Source organism: Nostoc sp., from assembly GCF_036917275.1.
GTDB lineage: Bacteria > Cyanobacteriota > Cyanobacteriia > Cyanobacteriales > Nostocaceae > Nostoc.
Map to the genome: position 1 here is coordinate 123860 of NZ_JBALDF010000070.1, position 17216 is coordinate 141075.

Sequence of the window (17216 nt, forward strand, 5' to 3'; positions counted from 1 at the left end):
TGGGCAAGAACGAAAAGATATGGCAAGAGCAATCGAGCGAATTGAACGAGATATTGCAGCATTGAAAGAAGCGATTCAGGCGATCGCAACAGAACTACAAAGCGCTTATGCTAGTTATCTAAACACCTTAGGGCTAGCTGTACGAAAACAGTTGATTCTAGCGAGTTACCACCTTTGTACCCAAGGCTATCCCGAAAATTTTCTGCATTTATCATTGAATCAGCGCCAACAATTGCAACAAGCCATCCGCAAGTTGGGTCAAGTGGCATCTGAGCAATTACTCACTTGTATTAAAAGTGAGAAAGTAGGGAAAGATGGAACAGATGGAACAGATGGAACAGATGAGGGAGATGGGCAAAATGGGGAAGGAACATCCTCATCTCCTGTGATGCTAGGCACATCTACTCCTGAGCCTCTCACCCTCGACACCTCTAATCCTATAGAACTGGCAAAATGGCAACAGAACTTAGAAGAGGTCACGCAAGAGATACTGAAAAAACTTTCGCATGATGCTAATCTTTTATTACAAAAAGCTGGAGTATTACCCAAGAAATTACCAGAACCGATTTTAGCGGCGGCGGCGGCGGCATCAGAAGCGTCTGCCGAGGTTATGCCAGGGCCACCCAACTTATTAAACTTAGTAATTGAAATTGAAAATGAGCAGCAGTCAGAAGATTCTGAACTGGCGCAAATCATGGCTATTAATCTGCGGCTAGGGGAAATTGAATTTGCTGATGTGACACTCTCCTCTGAGCGCAGGCAAATCCGCAGTATTTTAGTTCAGATCAACAAGCTAGGACGAGAGTATCAAAAAAAACATCGAGAAAAAGCGATCGCTGAAGCTGAAGCTGCATGGCGTGCTAGTTGGTTTGAATAAAGTTATGAGTTATGAATTATCGAACAGAATAGAGGCGTCAGTCGTCAGAATTCAGCAATGTTTTCTGATGATAAGAGCGGATGAATAATCGGCGTTTTTGCACCCCCACAAAACTAGAATTTTTGGTGGTCTTCAATTCCTGCGCGGTCTGAATCCCTGACTGATTGATTCTGACTCCTGAATTCTGAATTCTTCTTCAAGAATTATGAATTATGAGTTATGAGTAATTTATTCCTGACTCCTCACTCTGCTGACCAATGACTAATGAAAAACCAGATTGGATCCGATTGCACAAAGCCTTGGCAATAGAAGCCGAACATGGCTTTACAGACTTGGTGGGCAGACAGTACCGCTTCAGTGAATTTCTTAGCCTGACTTTGGGGAAATTCCCAACAGGCTTGCCCCAAACTGAACGCCGCCGTTGGCAAGGACTAGCAGTGCAATTTGCTAGTTATCCACATCTAGCACTGGAAGAAAGACAACACTTAGTAGCAGATACTCGCAGGTATCTTTCCCAACTAGAGCAGGGGGAGCAGGGGGAGCAGAGGAGCAGAGGAGCAGGGAAGCAGGGGAAAAAAATCCAAAATCCAAAATCTCCAATTGTTGCTGAGGTGAGTCAGAGGCTTGCCCCAAAAATTGAGCAAAAACTCAGTGATTTACCAGAAATAGGCTTCAAAAAAGCTGATAATTTGGCACGGCTTGGGTTATATACTGTCCGCGATTTGCTTTTCTACTATCCTCGTGACCATATTGATTATGCGCGTCAGGTGAATATCCGCGAATTACAGGCGGGTGAGACGGTGACAATAGTGGCTACTGTGAAGCGTTGCAACTGCTTTACTAGCCCTAAAAATCAGAAATTATCAATTTTAGAACTGATTGTCAAAGATAACAGCGGTCAAATCAAAATTGGTCGTTTTTATGCAGGTACACGCTTTAGCAGTCGCGCTTGGCAAGAAAGTTTAAAACGTCGTTATTCAGTAGGTAGTATTTTGGCGGCGTGTGGGTTGGTAAAAGAAAGTAAATACGGCTTGACATTGGATAATCCAGAACTAGAGGTTTTGGCAAATCCAGGAGATTCGATTGAGTCGCTAAATATTGGGCGCGTGGTGCCAATTTATGGATTGACTGAAGGTGTGGTGGCGAATACAGTCCGACAAGCAGTAATTGCTGCTTTGCCAGCTGCGGCTCATCTGAAAGACCCTTTACCTAGTGGTTTGCGACAAAAGTATGGTTTGATGGAATTGAAAGATGCGATCGCTAACATTCATTTTCCCAGTGATAGCGCCGCCCTACAAGTTGCCCGTCGTCGCCTAGTTTTTGATGAATTTTTCTACCTGCAACTTGGTTTACTGCAACGTCAACAGCAAGCAAGGGCGATTCAAACCAGCGCCATCCTTGTCCCACGCGGTCAACTTGTAGAGAAATTCCACGAAATACTGCCTTTTCAACTCACTGGCGCACAGCAACGAGTCCTCAACGACATTCTCAATGATTTGCAGAAACCTGTACCAATGAATCGTTTGGTGCAAGGCGATGTCGGTTCTGGTAAAACAGTCGTCGCCGTATTAGCTATCCTGGCAGCAATTCAATCTGGCTACCAAGCGGCGCTGATGGCTCCCACAGAAGTTTTGGCAGAACAACATTATCGCAAGTTAGTTAGCTGGTTTAACCTGCTGCATTTACCAGTGGAATTACTGACAGGTTCTACTAAAACTGCTAAACGAAGACAAATACATTCTCAATTAGGAACTGGTGAATTACCTCTGTTAGTGGGAACCCATGCCTTAATTCAAGACCCCGTAAACTTCCATCAACTGGGATTAGTGGTGATAGATGAGCAGCATCGTTTTGGGGTAGAACAACGGGCGCGTTTACAGCAAAAAGGTGAGCAACCCCACGTGCTAACTATGACAGCTACCCCGATTCCCCGAACCTTAGCACTGACGATACACGGGGATTTGGATGTGAGCCAAATTGATGAGTTACCGCCAGGACGACAAAAAATTCAGACAACAGTATTGTCAGGTCAGCAACGCAACCATGCTTACGACCTCATCCGCCGAGAAATTGCCCAAGGTAGACAAGTTTATGTGGTTTTGCCGTTAGTGGAAGAATCAGAAAAACTGGATTTGCGATCGGCTGTGGAGGAGCATCAAAAGTTACAAGAAAGCGTTTTTCCTGATTTTCAAGTAGGGCTGCTACACGGTCGCATGAGTTCAGCCGATAAGGATGAAGCGATTACCAAATTCCGCGATAACCAAACGCAAATTTTGGTTTCTACTACCGTTGTTGAGGTTGGTGTAGACGTACCTAATGCTACAGTAATGCTCATTGAAAATGCAGAGCGATTTGGCTTATCACAACTGCACCAACTGCGGGGGCGTGTCGGTCGGGGCGCGGCTCAGTCCTACTGTCTGTTGATGAGCAGTTCTAGGAGTCCTGATGCTCAACAACGGTTGAAGGTGTTGGAACAATCCCAGGATGGCTTTTTCATATCTGAAATGGATATGCGTTTTCGTGGCCCAGGGCAAGTACTGGGAACTCGTCAATCTGGGGTGCCAGATTTTACGTTAGCCAGCTTGGTTGAAGATGAAGAAGTTTTGCTTTTAGCACGACAATCAGCTGAGAAAATTATAGAGATGGATGCAACCCTAGAGCCTTGGCATTTGATGAAAGAAGAGTTGAAGTATCGGTATGAGAAATTGATGGGTGGGGCAATTTTGACATAATATATAATAATTCTGAAGTAGAGGACTAACCCGCCTTAACCATCCCCTAACCCGCATAACCCTTTGATTCCCTGTAGCGATCGCTTTGGGCAATTGTGATTTAGTGGGGTTATCTCAGTAGAAAATCGCGTTATCTGTATCAGGTTTGTAGTGCTAGCGATAAAATAATTTAACTATCACGCCGCCCTAAAAACAATATTTATCGGTGTTTGAGGATATTGAATCAAAGGAGAAAGTAAAATTGTAGGAGTTTAACACAAGGAAAATGACTGATACACCCGAATATTTCCCTAACCGAATAGACCGTATTGAACAAATAATCTTGGGGTTGGCTGAAAGACAAACTAGTACACAAGAACAATTAGACAATTTAACCATTAGACAAGCTAACACACAGGCGCAACTGGATGAATTAAGCCAAGAAATGAGAGAGCTAACCAGTAACGTTGACCGTGTTTTGGGTCGTAGTGCGATTTTGGATGATGTGTTACTTGAATTACGTGATAGCCATGAACAACATCAACGTAATTTTGAAGAACATCAGCGCACCACAAACGCTGCATTACAAAGTCTTGAGTCAATATTGTTGCAGTTGATCAGAAATAATTCTTGAGATGCGATGGTAAGAGTTAACGACCGCAGGTAGCGTGTAAAAGTACGTACGGTCAAACTTAAGTTATTTAGTATCCTCTTTATCCTTAGATGTTTGCAGCAAATAACGTACACCCATAGGCGATACGCTTACAGCTACAGGAATAAAATCAGGGTGTAATAATCGCCCATAAGGGAGTTATAGCGGCTAGGACAGCAATAATATTCTTCAAAATATTCATAAAAATCTTTATAAACTTATTAGTACTTTGTCAAATCACTACAAGTATTTAGTAGGCACTATTTATAATTCCAGATTTTTATCTCTAATAAAGGCTGTACAGTCCAAAAGTAGACCAATAGCTCCCTGTCCCAAGAAATAGTTTCCCTAAATTGTGCGATCGCTTTTGAGTGGGCTAATCTGAAATTGAATGCTCTACTGTAAGCGCTTTTAATCCCATGTCAGTTTGTAATTCTAGACGATTATTAGCCATAGGTGACAACATCGACAACGCCGCCGTCGCTCTCAATACCTGATCGTCAGACACTTCTAAATATCTCTGCAACTGTTCTAAATTCCTAGGCACTAAACAGGCATACGGCGAACAAGGTGCGATCGCTCTTGAAGGAATTAATTTTATTACTCTCTAGCTTGCCTTAATTGTAGATATTTCTGTAAACCTTTATGAGTCAAATAAATTGGTTCTACGTCATTAAAAACTTTAGCTATAAATGAAATTAAATCACTCTCTTTTAATAACACCAAAGTTTGCTCTAACTCAACATGACCAAGACTTGCGTTATCATAAATCAAATGATAAACCGTTAATTTAGGATTTTCTTCAGAGCTTTGGATCAATTTAGAAGCAATATCAAAAACTTTCTCTATCTGATTGAAGTCCATATTTATTACATTTAACTATATCCAACATTATCGGTAACAACTTATATAAAATTCTACGTCAAGCTATATGAACACTAAGGGATCTAATGCATAGCTGAGGATGACTTGCGGCAACTGCTAGAGAACAGTGCGAGTGAACCCACACTCTTAACCGTAAAACCTGAGAACATACGACGCCTACGCGAGTTGATGAATAATTCTGAAGTTGACGACTAACCACGCCCTCGGCACAAACCACATAACCCTTTGATTCCCTGTAGCGATCGCTGTGGGGAATTTTGATTTATCGGCTTATCTCAATACAAAATCGCTAGCTTGTATCAGGTTTAGAATTTATATCTACGTAAAAAATTTGTGACGCCAATTTGCGCGTATCCCGGCTGAACCCCAATACGCCCCTACAACCGATTCATCTGTTGCAAAGTTTTTTGGAAATGGTATTAGACCTAGCTCTGCACTCCTCACTTTTAAATCACGATGCTTGCTGCATTTCGGCATAGGCTTGATAAACACCTTTCACGTTGTACCAGTTAAGAAAAATTCGGGCAATTTCTAAAGCCAGTTGAGGTTTACCTAAATTAATTAACCATTGCAACAATGGAGCCATTGTCCGTTCATTTAACGCACCATTGAGGGACAAAATTCCCCAAAGTAAGCGATGCAGCCAAGTCATTTGGATCATCATTCGCACTTCCCATGTGGGATGTTTTTGATAAAACAAAACTCCCATACGTCCGCGTTGAATTTCTTGGTCAATCAATCGGGGAATTTGCTCTAATTTAAATGGTGGATGCCAGTGATATCCAACGGCTTCTGGACATTTAATTAGTGTCAAACCTAGTTTTTTCAGCCGCACGCCTAGTTCTAAATCTTCCCAGCCATAGAGTTGAAAACTAGTATCAAAAAGTCCGGCTTTCTCTAGCCAATGTTTGGGTATTGCTACATTTCCCGTAGCAAAAAAAGCTGCTGAAAAATCTGTAACTTTGTAGGGTTCAGCCGTTGGGTTGTGGAAATTGCAAGTATTAATAACTGCACCGTAAGTGAAAAAGCGATCGCTCCTCAATTTCTCTTGTCCCTGCATTAGTGCATCCGCGTGAGCTTGCAAGAAATTATCCAGCACTACTAAATCACTATCAATAAAGATAATTGTATCTCCCAGCGCCTGTTCTACCCCCAAATTCCGAGCCGCCGCTGGGCCAGCATGGTCTTGCTGAAACCATCGTACATGAGGAAATTCCTCTTTGTGTTCTGTCAACCACACCAATGTGCCATCAGTAGAACCATCATCCACCAAGACAATCTCGTAACCAGAAACTGTACTTGGCTTACTCAACTCCTGCGCCTCCAAAGCACGGAGGCACTTTTCTAAAATCGGTTGGCGATTATAAGTTGGTATCACAACGCTGAAAAACACACTCTCACCCACAACACTACTCATCTCCAGGATAGGACAGATGGAGCGCTGACACTGTTCCTTACCTGATTCTGGTCACGAAAACAGTAAGAGTTAATTATTAGTTAACTAATACATAAGTGGATGGGTGTAAATAAATATAATATGGACTGTCATTTAACGTAAACATTACCATTCCTTAAATTAATCAGGATAAATTTTATATACTCTTAAATATATTCTAGTGTTCATAAATCATTGCATTTAATACTATGTATCTCTAGAATAAAAAGTTAATGAGTAATTTCCAGAAATATATCGATGACTCCGATTTTAATTTGAAAAGCATTTTAAGACTAAAAAACACATTTTATTAAGATTTAATCTAAAGTATTGTTTATAAATCAAGAGTTTTCTAGAAAACCAAAATATTTAATTACAGCCTATTTGAGGATAATTTGTAAAAATGTAGCATTCTAAATTAAAAACCGACTCATCACAAATCTTGAGGTGAATATTTTCAGAATAATAATGTATATTTAAAGGGTTTTTTGGGTAATGCTTTCACTTCGATGGGATGAATGTAGATGCGAAAATACTTTTAAGAAAGTGGTTATAAATCGGCAAAAAGACAAAATATTATGGATAACATTAGGTTTACTGGTTTGTTTTTTCGTTGCTGAGTGGAGTGTAGGTTTGTGGAGTAAAAGTTTATCTCTACAAGCAGATGCCGGACATATGTTCTCCGATATTACAGCCTTGCTAATATCACTATTTGCAAGTTTCTTAGCACGGCAACCAGCTAAGAGCCAGGCAACATTCGGACATCAACGAATCGAAGTTTTAGCAGCTTTGTTGAATGGATTAGGTTTGCTGGCGATCGCTAGTTTTATTACTTGGGAAGCTATTGGGCGCTGGCAAAATCCAACAACAATTTTGGGCTTACCAATGTTAGGAATTGCAGTATTAGGTTTAATAGTCAATTTACTCAACATTACTTTGCTTCATCCCCACACTCATCACGACTTAAACCTCCGGGGGGCTTTGCTTCATGTCATCGCTGATACTGCTAGTTCTGTTGGCGTTATTATAGCTGCTTTAGCAGTTCATCTTTGGGATTGGTGGTGGGCAGATGTCATTATTAGTTTAGTAGTTGCAACTTTTACTGCTTTAAGTGCTTTCCCCTTAGTTCAAGAAAGCCTGAAAATTTTTTTGGAGTATGCACCAGAATCAATTGATCCAGATGAAGTAGAAATATCTCTCAAATCTTTTCCTGATGTTGATCAAGTAGAAAAACTTCATATCTGGGCAATTAGCTTAAATCAGGTAATACTTTGCGCTGATTTGACAGTTAAATGTACAACACCCCAAGAACGCGATCGCTTACTCAATAAATTACAAAATCATCTAAAAAAAACTTTTAAGATTACTGAAGTAATTTTGCAGCTAACTAGCTGTAAACTTCCTTCCAAAATATCCATTCATCCTTTTTTCAACCAAGATATAGCTTTAATGTTATCGGTAAATAAAACACATTCATCTTGAAGCAATGGCTAAAACATATATTAAACAAATCAGTTTTTGTGCTTCCTTATAATTCAGATTTAAACATGATGCTTATCGACGTTTTTTTTAATTGTCAAAGCATAGCTATTGTCTAATAAGCACAACTTATTTACTAGGAGGTTTGCTAATCATGACTTTAATTCAAAAATCAAAAATAGTTTCGGTAATGAAACAATACAAACGTGCATTGGCTTGGTTCATATCTGGTTTAGTTGTGGCAATCCTGCTGTTTTTAGGAACATTGATTCAACAACCAGCTACTGCCTCTAACCAGAGTCATGTCACAACTTCTACTCAACCAGATGTGAGTGCTACCCACTCAAACTTCGAGAATAATCATCTTGAACCCAATTTTTATCAGTATTAGAACTTACGCATGTACGAATTCTTCTCTAGGAGACGCTCTGCGTACCCCTACGGCGAAGCAAGCGTAGTGTCTCTTAGAGTTGGCGGTAGCCTGCGGCAAGCCACTACGTGTCTACGATAAATTAAGCTTTTTGGGAATTTTTGCGAAAGTCCTGAGTATTAACAGCTACTAATTGCTCAATCAATCTGAAGGCATACTGCAATGATTTCATTTTTAGGAAAGTACAGACGCTTCCTAGCTTTGACTATGGCTGGCTTTTTATGTACCGTTTTGCTGATGTTCGGTAATTCTGTTTTTCAGCCGACTATGGCCGCTGGTAATGGAATTAACGTGATTATCATGATTGGCGATGGCATGGGTTGGAACATGGCACGGGCCGCAGCCCTTGCTAAAGGCGCTCCTTTTTATACTAGTGGGAAAGGCTCTGGTCTGAGCTTTCAAAATTTGACTGGATATGGATTAGTGACCACTTATGGCACAACGATTCAGGGCAATACACCAGCTAAACCAATAAATCAACCCCACCTCACAGGTAACTCTGGCTTAGATGGGTCTAATCCACTTACAGCTGCAAGTCCTGTTCGTCCAAACTTCTCATTCCAGCCTACTCCTTTTAATCCTGGCGATCGCGCTGATGGTAATAGCCTTTCACCTGGTAACTTGACAGGTTATGAAACAAATAAAGGAGGCCCCGTTCCCTGGATTCCTTTAACTCCTGCTACTTCTGGTGGATACGACAAAGAGTACATCAAGCACAGTTATCCTGACTCTGCTAACACCGCTACCACTCTTTATACAGGCGTAAAGAGCTATAACAACGCGATGGGAGTAGACATTTACGAGAAGAGGTTGAAAACCATCCTGGAAATTGCCAAAGAAAAAGGTAAGTCTACAGGTCTGGTAACATCTGTACCTGTTAGCCATGCAACGCCTGGTGCTGCTGCCTCTTTCGTCAATCGTCGTAGCAAGTACGACAGTATTTATGACCCCACCAAGACCAACCAAGACAGCATTTTGCAGCAAACATTGCTAAACTCTCAGCCCAATGTTTTGTTGGGTGGTGGTCATCCCTTGGACTTTAACAATACAACCAATACAGGACCAGTTTTTAACTACACGTATATTACACAAGACACCTACGAGTATTTGAAGGCTAACCCTACATCCAATCGTTATGGCTATAACTTTTTGGAACGTGGACCGAATGCAACTAAGGCACTGTTAGACAAGGCAGCCGAAATCGACCCAAATAAAGGAGGTAAATTATTTGGTCTATACGGTGCCCGTGGACAAGATGGCAATATTCCTACCAGTTCCTCTAAAGGTGACTACAGCACCACAGGTCTGGGTAATTTCACACTCTATAGCTCTGTTGTTAAAACTGTAACTCCCTGTCCATCAGGTCAAATCATTCCTGGTACTGCTGGGGACTGTGTTCCTGTCATTGATGCAGCAGGCAACCCGATTGCTCCCAATGCTCCTGCACCTGATACTGTGCGTCCTCTGGCTGCCAATGAAACCGATGCTAGCTTTATTGCCAAAGAGATTAACGAAAATCCAACTTTGGCTGATCTGAGCAAAGCTGCTCTTAAAGTTTTAGGTAAGGACAAAGATGGCTTCTGGCTAATGATTGAGGGAGGTGATATCGATTGGGGTGCTCATGACAACAACATGGATAACCTGATTGGTACTACGAATGATTTTGACAAAGCAGTTCAAGAGGTTATTACCTGGATCAACAATCATGGTGGTTGGAGCAAGAACCTGCTACTCGTTACTGCTGACCATGACCACTATTTAACTCTGAATAATGACTTTGTATCAAAGCTGACTCCTAATCCTGACCCAAATCAGTCTAAGGGCTTGAAGTATAACGCCAAGGACATCACTTTCAACAAGCACAATTCTAAAGATGCTGGTCACTTTTGGGGATCTGATCCGAATTATAAGTACCTCTGGGGTAGTCACAGCCGAAGGATTGTACCTGTTTACTACCAAGGTGCTTATGCATCAGTTCTGACTAAATACCTGGGAAAAGAAGTTAAGTTCAAAGATAGCTCTAATACTACTTACAGTGCGCCCGGTGTCCGAGGAGTACTTGATCAGAGCCATATCTTTAAGGCAATGAAAACTGCGCTGACGAGTCAGTGAATTTAATCCACTGCTTCATTGAACACTGATTGAAAAGCTTGGTGTTGCAGAGACGTGTATTACACGTCTCTCTCATAAAACTATTTCAGTCTTTTTGTACCTGTTCTCTATCAAGTAAAAAAATGACTCACTCCATCTTCAAGAAATTAGCACCTGTAACGATGGGAACTGCTTTGATTTTTGCAGCCGGAGAAATTATGCCCGTCCAGGCTGCACAACTCACTTATCATTTCTCTAACACTAATAAAACTCTCATAGGCGCTTTTTCGTTTGACCAGGCAGCTGCTGCTGACCAACAAATAACGACTTCAGAAGGGTTAAAGATTTTTGCTACCTACAATGGCCAGTCCTATACTGAAGCAAATGATCCATTAGCATTAGTTTTAACCGACTCTTCGGGAAAAATTCTTGAAGGACAGGGATTAGGGTTGCAATTTACACCGGGCACTTTTGAAGTTTACAGTGGTAATTTTATTGATCTAAATGATGTTCAGATTATCAGTTACACCAGCGTTCCTGAGCCAAATTTTACCCTTGGGTTATCTGTGTTAGGACTGGGTGTATTATTTGCCAAAAAGCAACTATCTTCTAGGTCATCAAGCACAAAAGCTTGAACCAAGTTATCAAGAATAAAGTGTTAGGCAGTTAATTTGCATCCATTTAAAACAGGGTGGATAATTCTACCCTATTACTAATTTCTTACATTTATAAAAGATGTAATATATAATACATCAATTATTTAGTATTATAAAAATTAATATTTTTAAAGTAAAGTTATATCTAGCTTTCAGGCACAGATGCTGTATTTCATCTAGTCGATCTGCTGTATCGATATATAAGCGATCGCTCTATTTGCAAACTTCGATTAGAGTTAACCACAAATTAACCTACGCAGATTCTTCTGTCTGAGTTTGCTGACAATCTGCCTATAGGTTGTTGCATAAATAAAATATACATGGATTAGTTTAGATATAATAATGACTCATTGTTTGTTTTCCTAACTGGAGAAATTAATGGGTCGCGCCAAAAAGGTTGTCCTGGCATATTCTGGCGGAGTCGATACCTCAGTTTGCATCCCCTACCTCAAAAAGGAGTGGGGTGTGGAAGAGGTGATTACCCTAGCGGCAGATTTAGGTCAGGGAGATGAATTAGAGCCAATTCGAGAAAAAGCTCTTAAATCCGGTGCAAGTGAATCCCTAGTGGCGGATGTCAAAGACAGGTTCATTAAAGATTACGCCTTTGGAGCGATTCAAGCCAACGCCCTCTATGAAAATCGTTATCCTCTAGGAACTGCCCTTGCCCGTCCACTAATTGCCAAGGTATTAGTAGATACAGCCGAAAAATATGGTGCTGATGCGATCGCTCACGGTTGCACCGGCAAGGGTAACGATCAGGTTCGCTTTGATGTCTCTGTTACCGCCCTCAACCCCAACCTAAAGATCCTCGCACCAGCCAGAGAATGGGGAATGAGCCGTGAAGAAACGATCGCCTATGGGGAAAAGTTTGGTATCCCCTCACCAGTCAAAAAATCCTCTCCCTACAGCATTGACAAAAATTTGCTCGGTCGTAGTATTGAAGCGGGTAGTCTCGAAGATCCGTCATTTGAGCCACCAGAAGAAATTTATGAGATGACCAAAGCGATCGCTCACACTCCCAATGAGCCAGAGTACATCGAAATTGGTTTCAACGGTGGTATTCCCACAACCCTTAACGGCATAGCTAAACAACCAGTTGAGCTAATTGAACAACTCAATCAGCTTGTAGGAAATCACGGCATCGGACGGATCGACATGATTGAAAACCGTCTGGTAGGGATTAAATCGCGGGAAATCTACGAATCACCCGCGATGTTGGTGCTAATTCAGGCACATAGGGATTTAGAAAGCTTGACTTTAACGGCAGATGTCACCCATTACAAACGTGGGATTGAAGAAACTTACAGTCAAATTGTTTATAACGGTCTCTGGTACAGTCCACTCAAAGTTGCACTGGATGCCTTTATTCAAAAGACACAAGAACGAGTCTCTGGAACTGTGCGAGTCAAGTTGTTCAAGGGCAACTCTACGATAGTTGGGCGTTTGAGCGATAATTCCCTCTATACTCCTGATTTAGCAACCTACGGAGCCGAAGACCAATTTGACCACAAAGCTGCTGAAGGCTTTATCTACGTTTGGGGACTACCAACTCGCATTTGGTCGCAGCAAGTTAGAGGTTAGGGGTTAGGAGTTAGGGGTTAGGAGTTAGAGTTAAAAATGCAAAATACAAAAAGTGAAAGTTAAAAGAAATAACTTTTCACCTTATTTCTCACTCCTCACTCCTCACTTCCTTAACTTGGCGAGACTCTAGCCACAGGGGCACAACAATTAAGGCAGCGAGGATTAGTAACGCTGCGATCGCAAATTGACCCACCCAAGCAACCAATTGTTCTAAAGAGACAATTTTGCCCGCAAAAAAAGCTAATGTCACCATTAAACTAGCCCAAGCAACTGCTCCTAACAAGTTGTATAAAAAGAATTTTCCAAAGGGCATTTCGGCTATACCAGCTAGTGGTGCAGCAAAAACTCGCAACAACGCCAAAAAACGTCCAAAAAATACTGCTTTAGCAGCATTTTGACTAAATTGATCTTTAATAGTCAGCAGCCGCACTTCCGAAATCCGAAGTATGCTACCAACTTTTACCAGAAAAGGCCAACCGCTAACTCTACCAATCCAATAACCACAAGTGCCACCAATGACAGCACCCATAATTGCGTCACCGAGAACTAGCCAGAAATTTAGTTCATCACTGCCAGCTAGAAATCCGCCCACTAAGGTCACGGTTTCACCAGGAAGAGGAATGCCTAAATTTTCTAGCAAAATTCCCAAAAAAATTGCCCAATACCCGTATATATGAGCGACTTTCTGGATGTTTTCTAGTGAAATCAACTCTAAAGACATCCTGCACCGCCGGCTTTACAAATTTTTACTTTTATTATATCTTTGCTTGTTTTTGGGTGGGGTGTCAATCAAACCGCTATATTAGAGTCATTGAGTCATTAATTTAATTCTGAATTAACCAGAGTTTATAGTCTATGATAACGATGAACTTTTGACTGTTAACTATGCGATTTTCTAACTAAATACCACGATTTAATATTTTTTTTAAAAAAATTAAAAAATTCATAAAAAATTTATAAATATCTAGTTAAATTATAAAAATATTGTAAAAGATACGGTTGATACCGAAATTGTTAGGCGGTTATGCCTATATTGATGAAAGTTATTACAAATTATACGGCATGAATACTGAATCAATCTCTCTCAACTGCACGACTGCAATTGCCCAAATATCTGGGTAAAACAGTAATTTTGCGGTTGAAAGAGAAAAGGTATTGATGTCTTTTTTCAATTTTTTGTCAAGTGTTCCAACTACCCTATTAAATTCATGACTCTTACACAAGAACTTCAAGTGATTTTGTTTAAACCCCAAGGAAGCATAGATTTGGAAGGCGGTAAGGCTTTAAGTCAACAGATGGCTGGAGTAGTACCCCAAGCTGATCAACTCTGGGTTATCGACCTAGTAGAAGTTAATTTCATGGACAGTTCTGGGTTAGTCCCTTTAGTAAAAGGGTTGAAAGCTGCCCGTCAGAGTGGTTGCCGCTTGGTTTTATGCAATGTGCAAGCTCCTGTACGGCTAATTTTTGAACTTACCCACCTAGATTCAGTGTTTGAAATTTTTCACACTTACGAAGACATTTTTACTGCCGAAAATAATAATCTGGTGCTAGCACGCTAACTAATAAATCTACCTTTAGAAGGATGGTAGAGTCAATCCATATTTGCATTTTTTCACATTTACCCAAATATCCTCAGCGGATTTTAAATTTTGGATTTTGAATCTTCAATCCAAAATCCAAAATTTAAAAAGGTCTGTTCGCGCAGCGGATCGTAGAGAAGCCCCCGAATTAGAACGCGAGAATAATTCTATTATCCAAAATCTCAAATTAATTGACTTTTCAAGTAACTTGATTGCTGGGGTCAATCTAAAATCTAAAATCCAAAATTGATTGACCAAAATCGGTCAAAGCAAATGCAATTCTTTGTGATCCTCCCCAGCCTCTGCAAATTACTTTGAGCTAATTAGACTTGCCTAACGCAACTAGTACAAGGAAGCAGGAGGTAAGAAAGGTTAGAATATCAGCCTTTGCATTATTTCTAACTCTATAGTTATTTTTGCCTTGATGTACTACTTGGATGTCTCCAAGATTCTCTGCCGCACCAATTTCTTACCTCTTCGATTCCACCATAATGGTAACTTTAGGCATTCTGGGGAGTAGCAATGCTAGTTTCTTCGGATGCTGGGCGGGGGAAATTTGGCAAATCAATACCGCTGTGACTAGCATTGCGAGTTTTGAGTGCTAAACGGTAACTCACACTTTGCAGTTCTGCTTGTAGTTGGCGGTTTTCCCGTTGTAGCATTGCTACTTTTTCTCTGACTGGCGTCATCCGTTCCTCAAACTTGCGACGGTAAATTTGAGGCAACTCTTGTACTACTTGCTCCAACATCCGAGTGCGATCGGTGAGTTCTTGAACTGACTGTCGCAATTGGTAAATTTCGGAGTCACGAGTTGTAATTTGCTCTTGATAGAACGCCACCTGCTGCTCCACAGCTTGGAGTTGTTCTTGCAAAGCCTGTAACTGGGTCAGATCGCGCTCAACCTCCGGCTGTTGGGGCATAAAACTAGTGTTACCCTTTACCAGGCGGAAGAGTTCTTGAGATAGTTGTTGCACTAATTGATCGCGAAGTTGCAACTCTTGGCGTAGCTGCGATACTTCCGTAGAGAGAACTTGAATATTGGGTGTATCAGATTGGCTCACAGTAGCTTACATCTCCCATTCAGAATCTTGTCCACTCTTAGGTATAACTGCGGGAGTACTACCTTTGGCAAGTATTTGTTAATTTAGTATTCCCAGACAAGTCACGGAAAAAGAAAAAGACAAAATTTCATTGAATGGGATTAGATACTGGGGATTGGAGATTGGGAATTGGGAAAACTATCCCCTATTCCCTATTCCATATCCCTTAGACGATGTTTAAGAAGTAAATTAGATACAACACATCTTCTTAGACTGTTGCAGCCACTTTAGCGGGTTTTTCCTCTTTAGCGGGTTTTTCTTGTTCGGCTTCCTGCTTAATTGTCAAATAGCGAATCACTTCTTCACTCAAACGCATGGCGCGTTCAAAGGGGACGATCGCAGTTGCAGGTGCAGCGTAGTTTAACTGAATGTAGATGCCATCGCGGTGTTTTTTGATTTCATAAGCGAGGCGACGCTTACCACGATTTTGAATTTGGATATCCTCGGCACCTTGATCGCGAAGCAAATTCTGATATTTGGTAACTGCTTGCTCTATCAGTTCGTCTCCCAAGTCAGGACGAAGGATATACATTGTTTCGTAAGTTGTAGTCATATTTTTGAGTCTCCTCATGGACAAAAACGGCTGCTGACATTGATTTATACTTAGGATAAATTTTAAATATCAGTATTAATCAACATCTGAAGCAACAAGGAACTATAATCTTACCAGTTTTCAATTTGGTTTCATCAGCCAAATCGCCAAGGTTTGGATTTTTTGGATGTCCTTAATGAAAACTAGGTTGGGAGGCTACTGTGATATTTCTTTAGCAAGAAGAATCCAGTTTTTGGCGATCGCCAGCAAATTGATCAAGCTATCAGCTTCGCCAACGGGTATATTTCCCTAAAGGCATCTATAGCGATCGCTTTCAGGTTCAAGGCTGAATCGGTTCACTAAAAAGCTAACTGAGGATTGCTACCCGCTCACAGCAACAAAAAAGCAGATAAAAGGATATTCATCAAGGTTATGGCGCAGCGCTATGTGCGAATTCAAAATCAAGAAGGACAAATTTACTATGGGATACTACAACTATCCCTGAATGTGCAGGTGTTAGATGCTCCGCCCTGGTTAGAAGGACAACCCACTGATTTAACTTTGACACCAGAAAATTACCAAATTCTGGCTCCCTGCGCTCCCTCAAAAATTGTGGCGGTGGGTAAGAATTATGCAGATCATGCAGAGGAAATGGGAACTCCAGTACCTTCTGAGCCACTAATCTTTCTTAAGCCACCTACGTCTATCATCCCGTCTGAGAGGGAAATTAAGTATCCTCCTCAGTCACAAAGAGTTGACTACGAAGGAGAGTTAGCATTAGTGATTGGCGATTACGTCTATGAATGTACACCAGAGGTAGCCCAAACAAAAATTTGGGGCTACACCATCGCCAATGACGTAACAGCGCGAGATTTACAAAAACAGGATGGTCAATGGACACGAGCCAAAGGTTTTGATACTTTTTGTCCCTTGGGTCCTTGGATTGTGCGGGAATTAAATCCAGGAGCGAGATTGCAAACTTTTGTGAATGACGACGCTAATCCAGTCCAATCTGCCTGTATCAATCAGATGGTCTTTTCCCCCGATGTTCTAGTTTCCTATATCAGTCAGGTTATGACACTACTACCCGGTGATTTGGTGCTTACAGGTACACCTGAGGGTGTAAGTCCATTGCATCCAGGCGATCGCGTCCGCGTAGAAATTGAAGGTATTGGTCGCCTGGAAAACATTGTAGCGGTTCGTTAAC

The 17216-nt window shown here is 41.2% G+C and carries 16 protein-coding genes; 10 read left to right on the top strand and 6 right to left on the bottom strand.

Going from position 1 to position 17216, the window contains the following annotated elements:
• Positions 1 to 19: 19 nt before the first annotated feature.
• The 3 genes from V7K35_RS27425 (at position 20) to V7K35_RS27435 (ending at position 4222) form a co-directional block, all read left to right on the top strand.
• Positions 20 to 877: a hypothetical protein gene (locus V7K35_RS27425; protein WP_335083369.1), complete on the top strand. Its 858-nt coding sequence runs from the start codon at positions 20 to 22 to the stop codon at positions 875 to 877.
• A 257-nt stretch (positions 878 to 1134) separates the two neighbouring features.
• Positions 1135 to 3609, top strand: coding sequence for an ATP-dependent DNA helicase RecG (gene recG / locus V7K35_RS27430; RefSeq protein ID WP_335083371.1), 2475 nt, complete (start codon positions 1135 to 1137; stop codon positions 3607 to 3609).
• Between the two features lie 265 nt (positions 3610 to 3874).
• Positions 3875 to 4222: a hypothetical protein gene (locus tag V7K35_RS27435; RefSeq protein ID WP_323202785.1), complete on the top strand. Its 348-nt coding sequence runs from the start codon at positions 3875 to 3877 to the stop codon at positions 4220 to 4222.
• Between the two features lie 394 nt (positions 4223 to 4616).
• On the opposite strand, the gene V7K35_RS27440 is transcribed toward V7K35_RS27435, so the two are convergent.
• The 3 genes from V7K35_RS27440 to V7K35_RS27450 form a co-directional block, all read right to left on the bottom strand.
• A complete protein-coding gene (locus tag V7K35_RS27440) occupies positions 4617 to 4787 on the bottom strand; it encodes a hypothetical protein (protein ID WP_335083374.1) in 171 nt (56 codons plus the stop codon).
• Between the two features lie 53 nt (positions 4788 to 4840).
• The gene (locus V7K35_RS27445) at positions 4841 to 5104 is read right to left on the bottom strand and encodes a hypothetical protein (protein ID WP_335083376.1); all 264 of its coding nucleotides are present in this window, start codon (positions 5102 to 5104) and stop codon (positions 4841 to 4843) included.
• Between the two features lie 472 nt (positions 5105 to 5576).
• Positions 5577 to 6542 carry a glycosyltransferase family 2 protein gene (locus tag V7K35_RS27450; RefSeq protein ID WP_335083378.1) on the bottom strand — a complete coding sequence of 322 codons (966 nt, stop codon included), beginning with the start codon at positions 6540 to 6542 and terminating at the stop codon, positions 5577 to 5579.
• A 564-nt stretch (positions 6543 to 7106) separates the two neighbouring features.
• On the opposite strand from V7K35_RS27450, the gene V7K35_RS27455 reads away from it, so the two are divergent.
• The 5 genes from V7K35_RS27455 (at position 7107) to V7K35_RS27475 (ending at position 12797) form a co-directional block, all read left to right on the top strand.
• A complete protein-coding gene (locus tag V7K35_RS27455; protein WP_335083380.1) occupies positions 7107 to 8042 on the top strand; it encodes a cation diffusion facilitator family transporter in 936 nt (311 codons plus the stop codon).
• 151 nt (positions 8043 to 8193) lie between these two features.
• Positions 8194 to 8430 carry a hypothetical protein gene (locus V7K35_RS27460; protein WP_334793533.1) on the top strand — a complete coding sequence of 79 codons (237 nt, stop codon included), beginning with the start codon at positions 8194 to 8196 and terminating at the stop codon, positions 8428 to 8430.
• A 201-nt stretch (positions 8431 to 8631) separates the two neighbouring features.
• Complete coding sequence (locus V7K35_RS27465) at positions 8632 to 10581, top strand: alkaline phosphatase (protein WP_335083382.1); 1950 nt, start codon at positions 8632 to 8634, stop codon at positions 10579 to 10581.
• Positions 10582 to 10703: 122 nt separating this feature from the next.
• Positions 10704 to 11195, top strand: coding sequence for a PEP-CTERM sorting domain-containing protein (locus V7K35_RS27470; protein ID WP_335083384.1), 492 nt, complete (start codon positions 10704 to 10706; stop codon positions 11193 to 11195).
• Between the two features lie 399 nt (positions 11196 to 11594).
• On the top strand, positions 11595 to 12797 hold the full coding sequence (locus V7K35_RS27475) for an argininosuccinate synthase (RefSeq protein ID WP_334793530.1): 1203 nt from the start codon (positions 11595 to 11597) through the stop codon (positions 12795 to 12797).
• Between the two features lie 88 nt (positions 12798 to 12885).
• Here the strand turns inward: V7K35_RS27475 and V7K35_RS27480 are convergent, their stop codons facing one another.
• Positions 12886 to 13518 carry a DedA family protein gene (locus V7K35_RS27480; protein WP_273762130.1) on the bottom strand — a complete coding sequence of 211 codons (633 nt, stop codon included), beginning with the start codon at positions 13516 to 13518 and terminating at the stop codon, positions 12886 to 12888.
• Positions 13519 to 14005: 487 nt separating this feature from the next.
• On the opposite strand from V7K35_RS27480, the gene V7K35_RS27485 reads away from it, so the two are divergent.
• On the top strand, positions 14006 to 14356 hold the full coding sequence (locus V7K35_RS27485) for an STAS domain-containing protein (RefSeq protein WP_273762129.1): 351 nt from the start codon (positions 14006 to 14008) through the stop codon (positions 14354 to 14356).
• A gap of 521 nt (positions 14357 to 14877) precedes the next feature.
• Here the strand turns inward: V7K35_RS27485 and V7K35_RS27490 are convergent.
• Together V7K35_RS27490 and rpsF are read right to left on the bottom strand one after the other, a co-directional pair.
• Entirely contained in the window at positions 14878 to 15438 is a 561-nt protein-coding gene (locus tag V7K35_RS27490; RefSeq protein ID WP_334793529.1) for an Npun_F5560 family protein, read from the bottom strand.
• A gap of 247 nt (positions 15439 to 15685) precedes the next feature.
• Complete coding sequence (gene rpsF / locus V7K35_RS27495) at positions 15686 to 16030, bottom strand: 30S ribosomal protein S6 (RefSeq protein ID WP_335083386.1); 345 nt, start codon at positions 16028 to 16030, stop codon at positions 15686 to 15688.
• 411 nt (positions 16031 to 16441) lie between these two features.
• Here rpsF and V7K35_RS27500 point away from each other — a divergent pair, with 411 nt between their 5' ends.
• Complete coding sequence (locus V7K35_RS27500) at positions 16442 to 17215, top strand: fumarylacetoacetate hydrolase family protein (RefSeq protein ID WP_335083388.1); 774 nt, start codon at positions 16442 to 16444, stop codon at positions 17213 to 17215.
• The last annotated feature ends 1 nt before the right edge of the window (position 17216 follow it).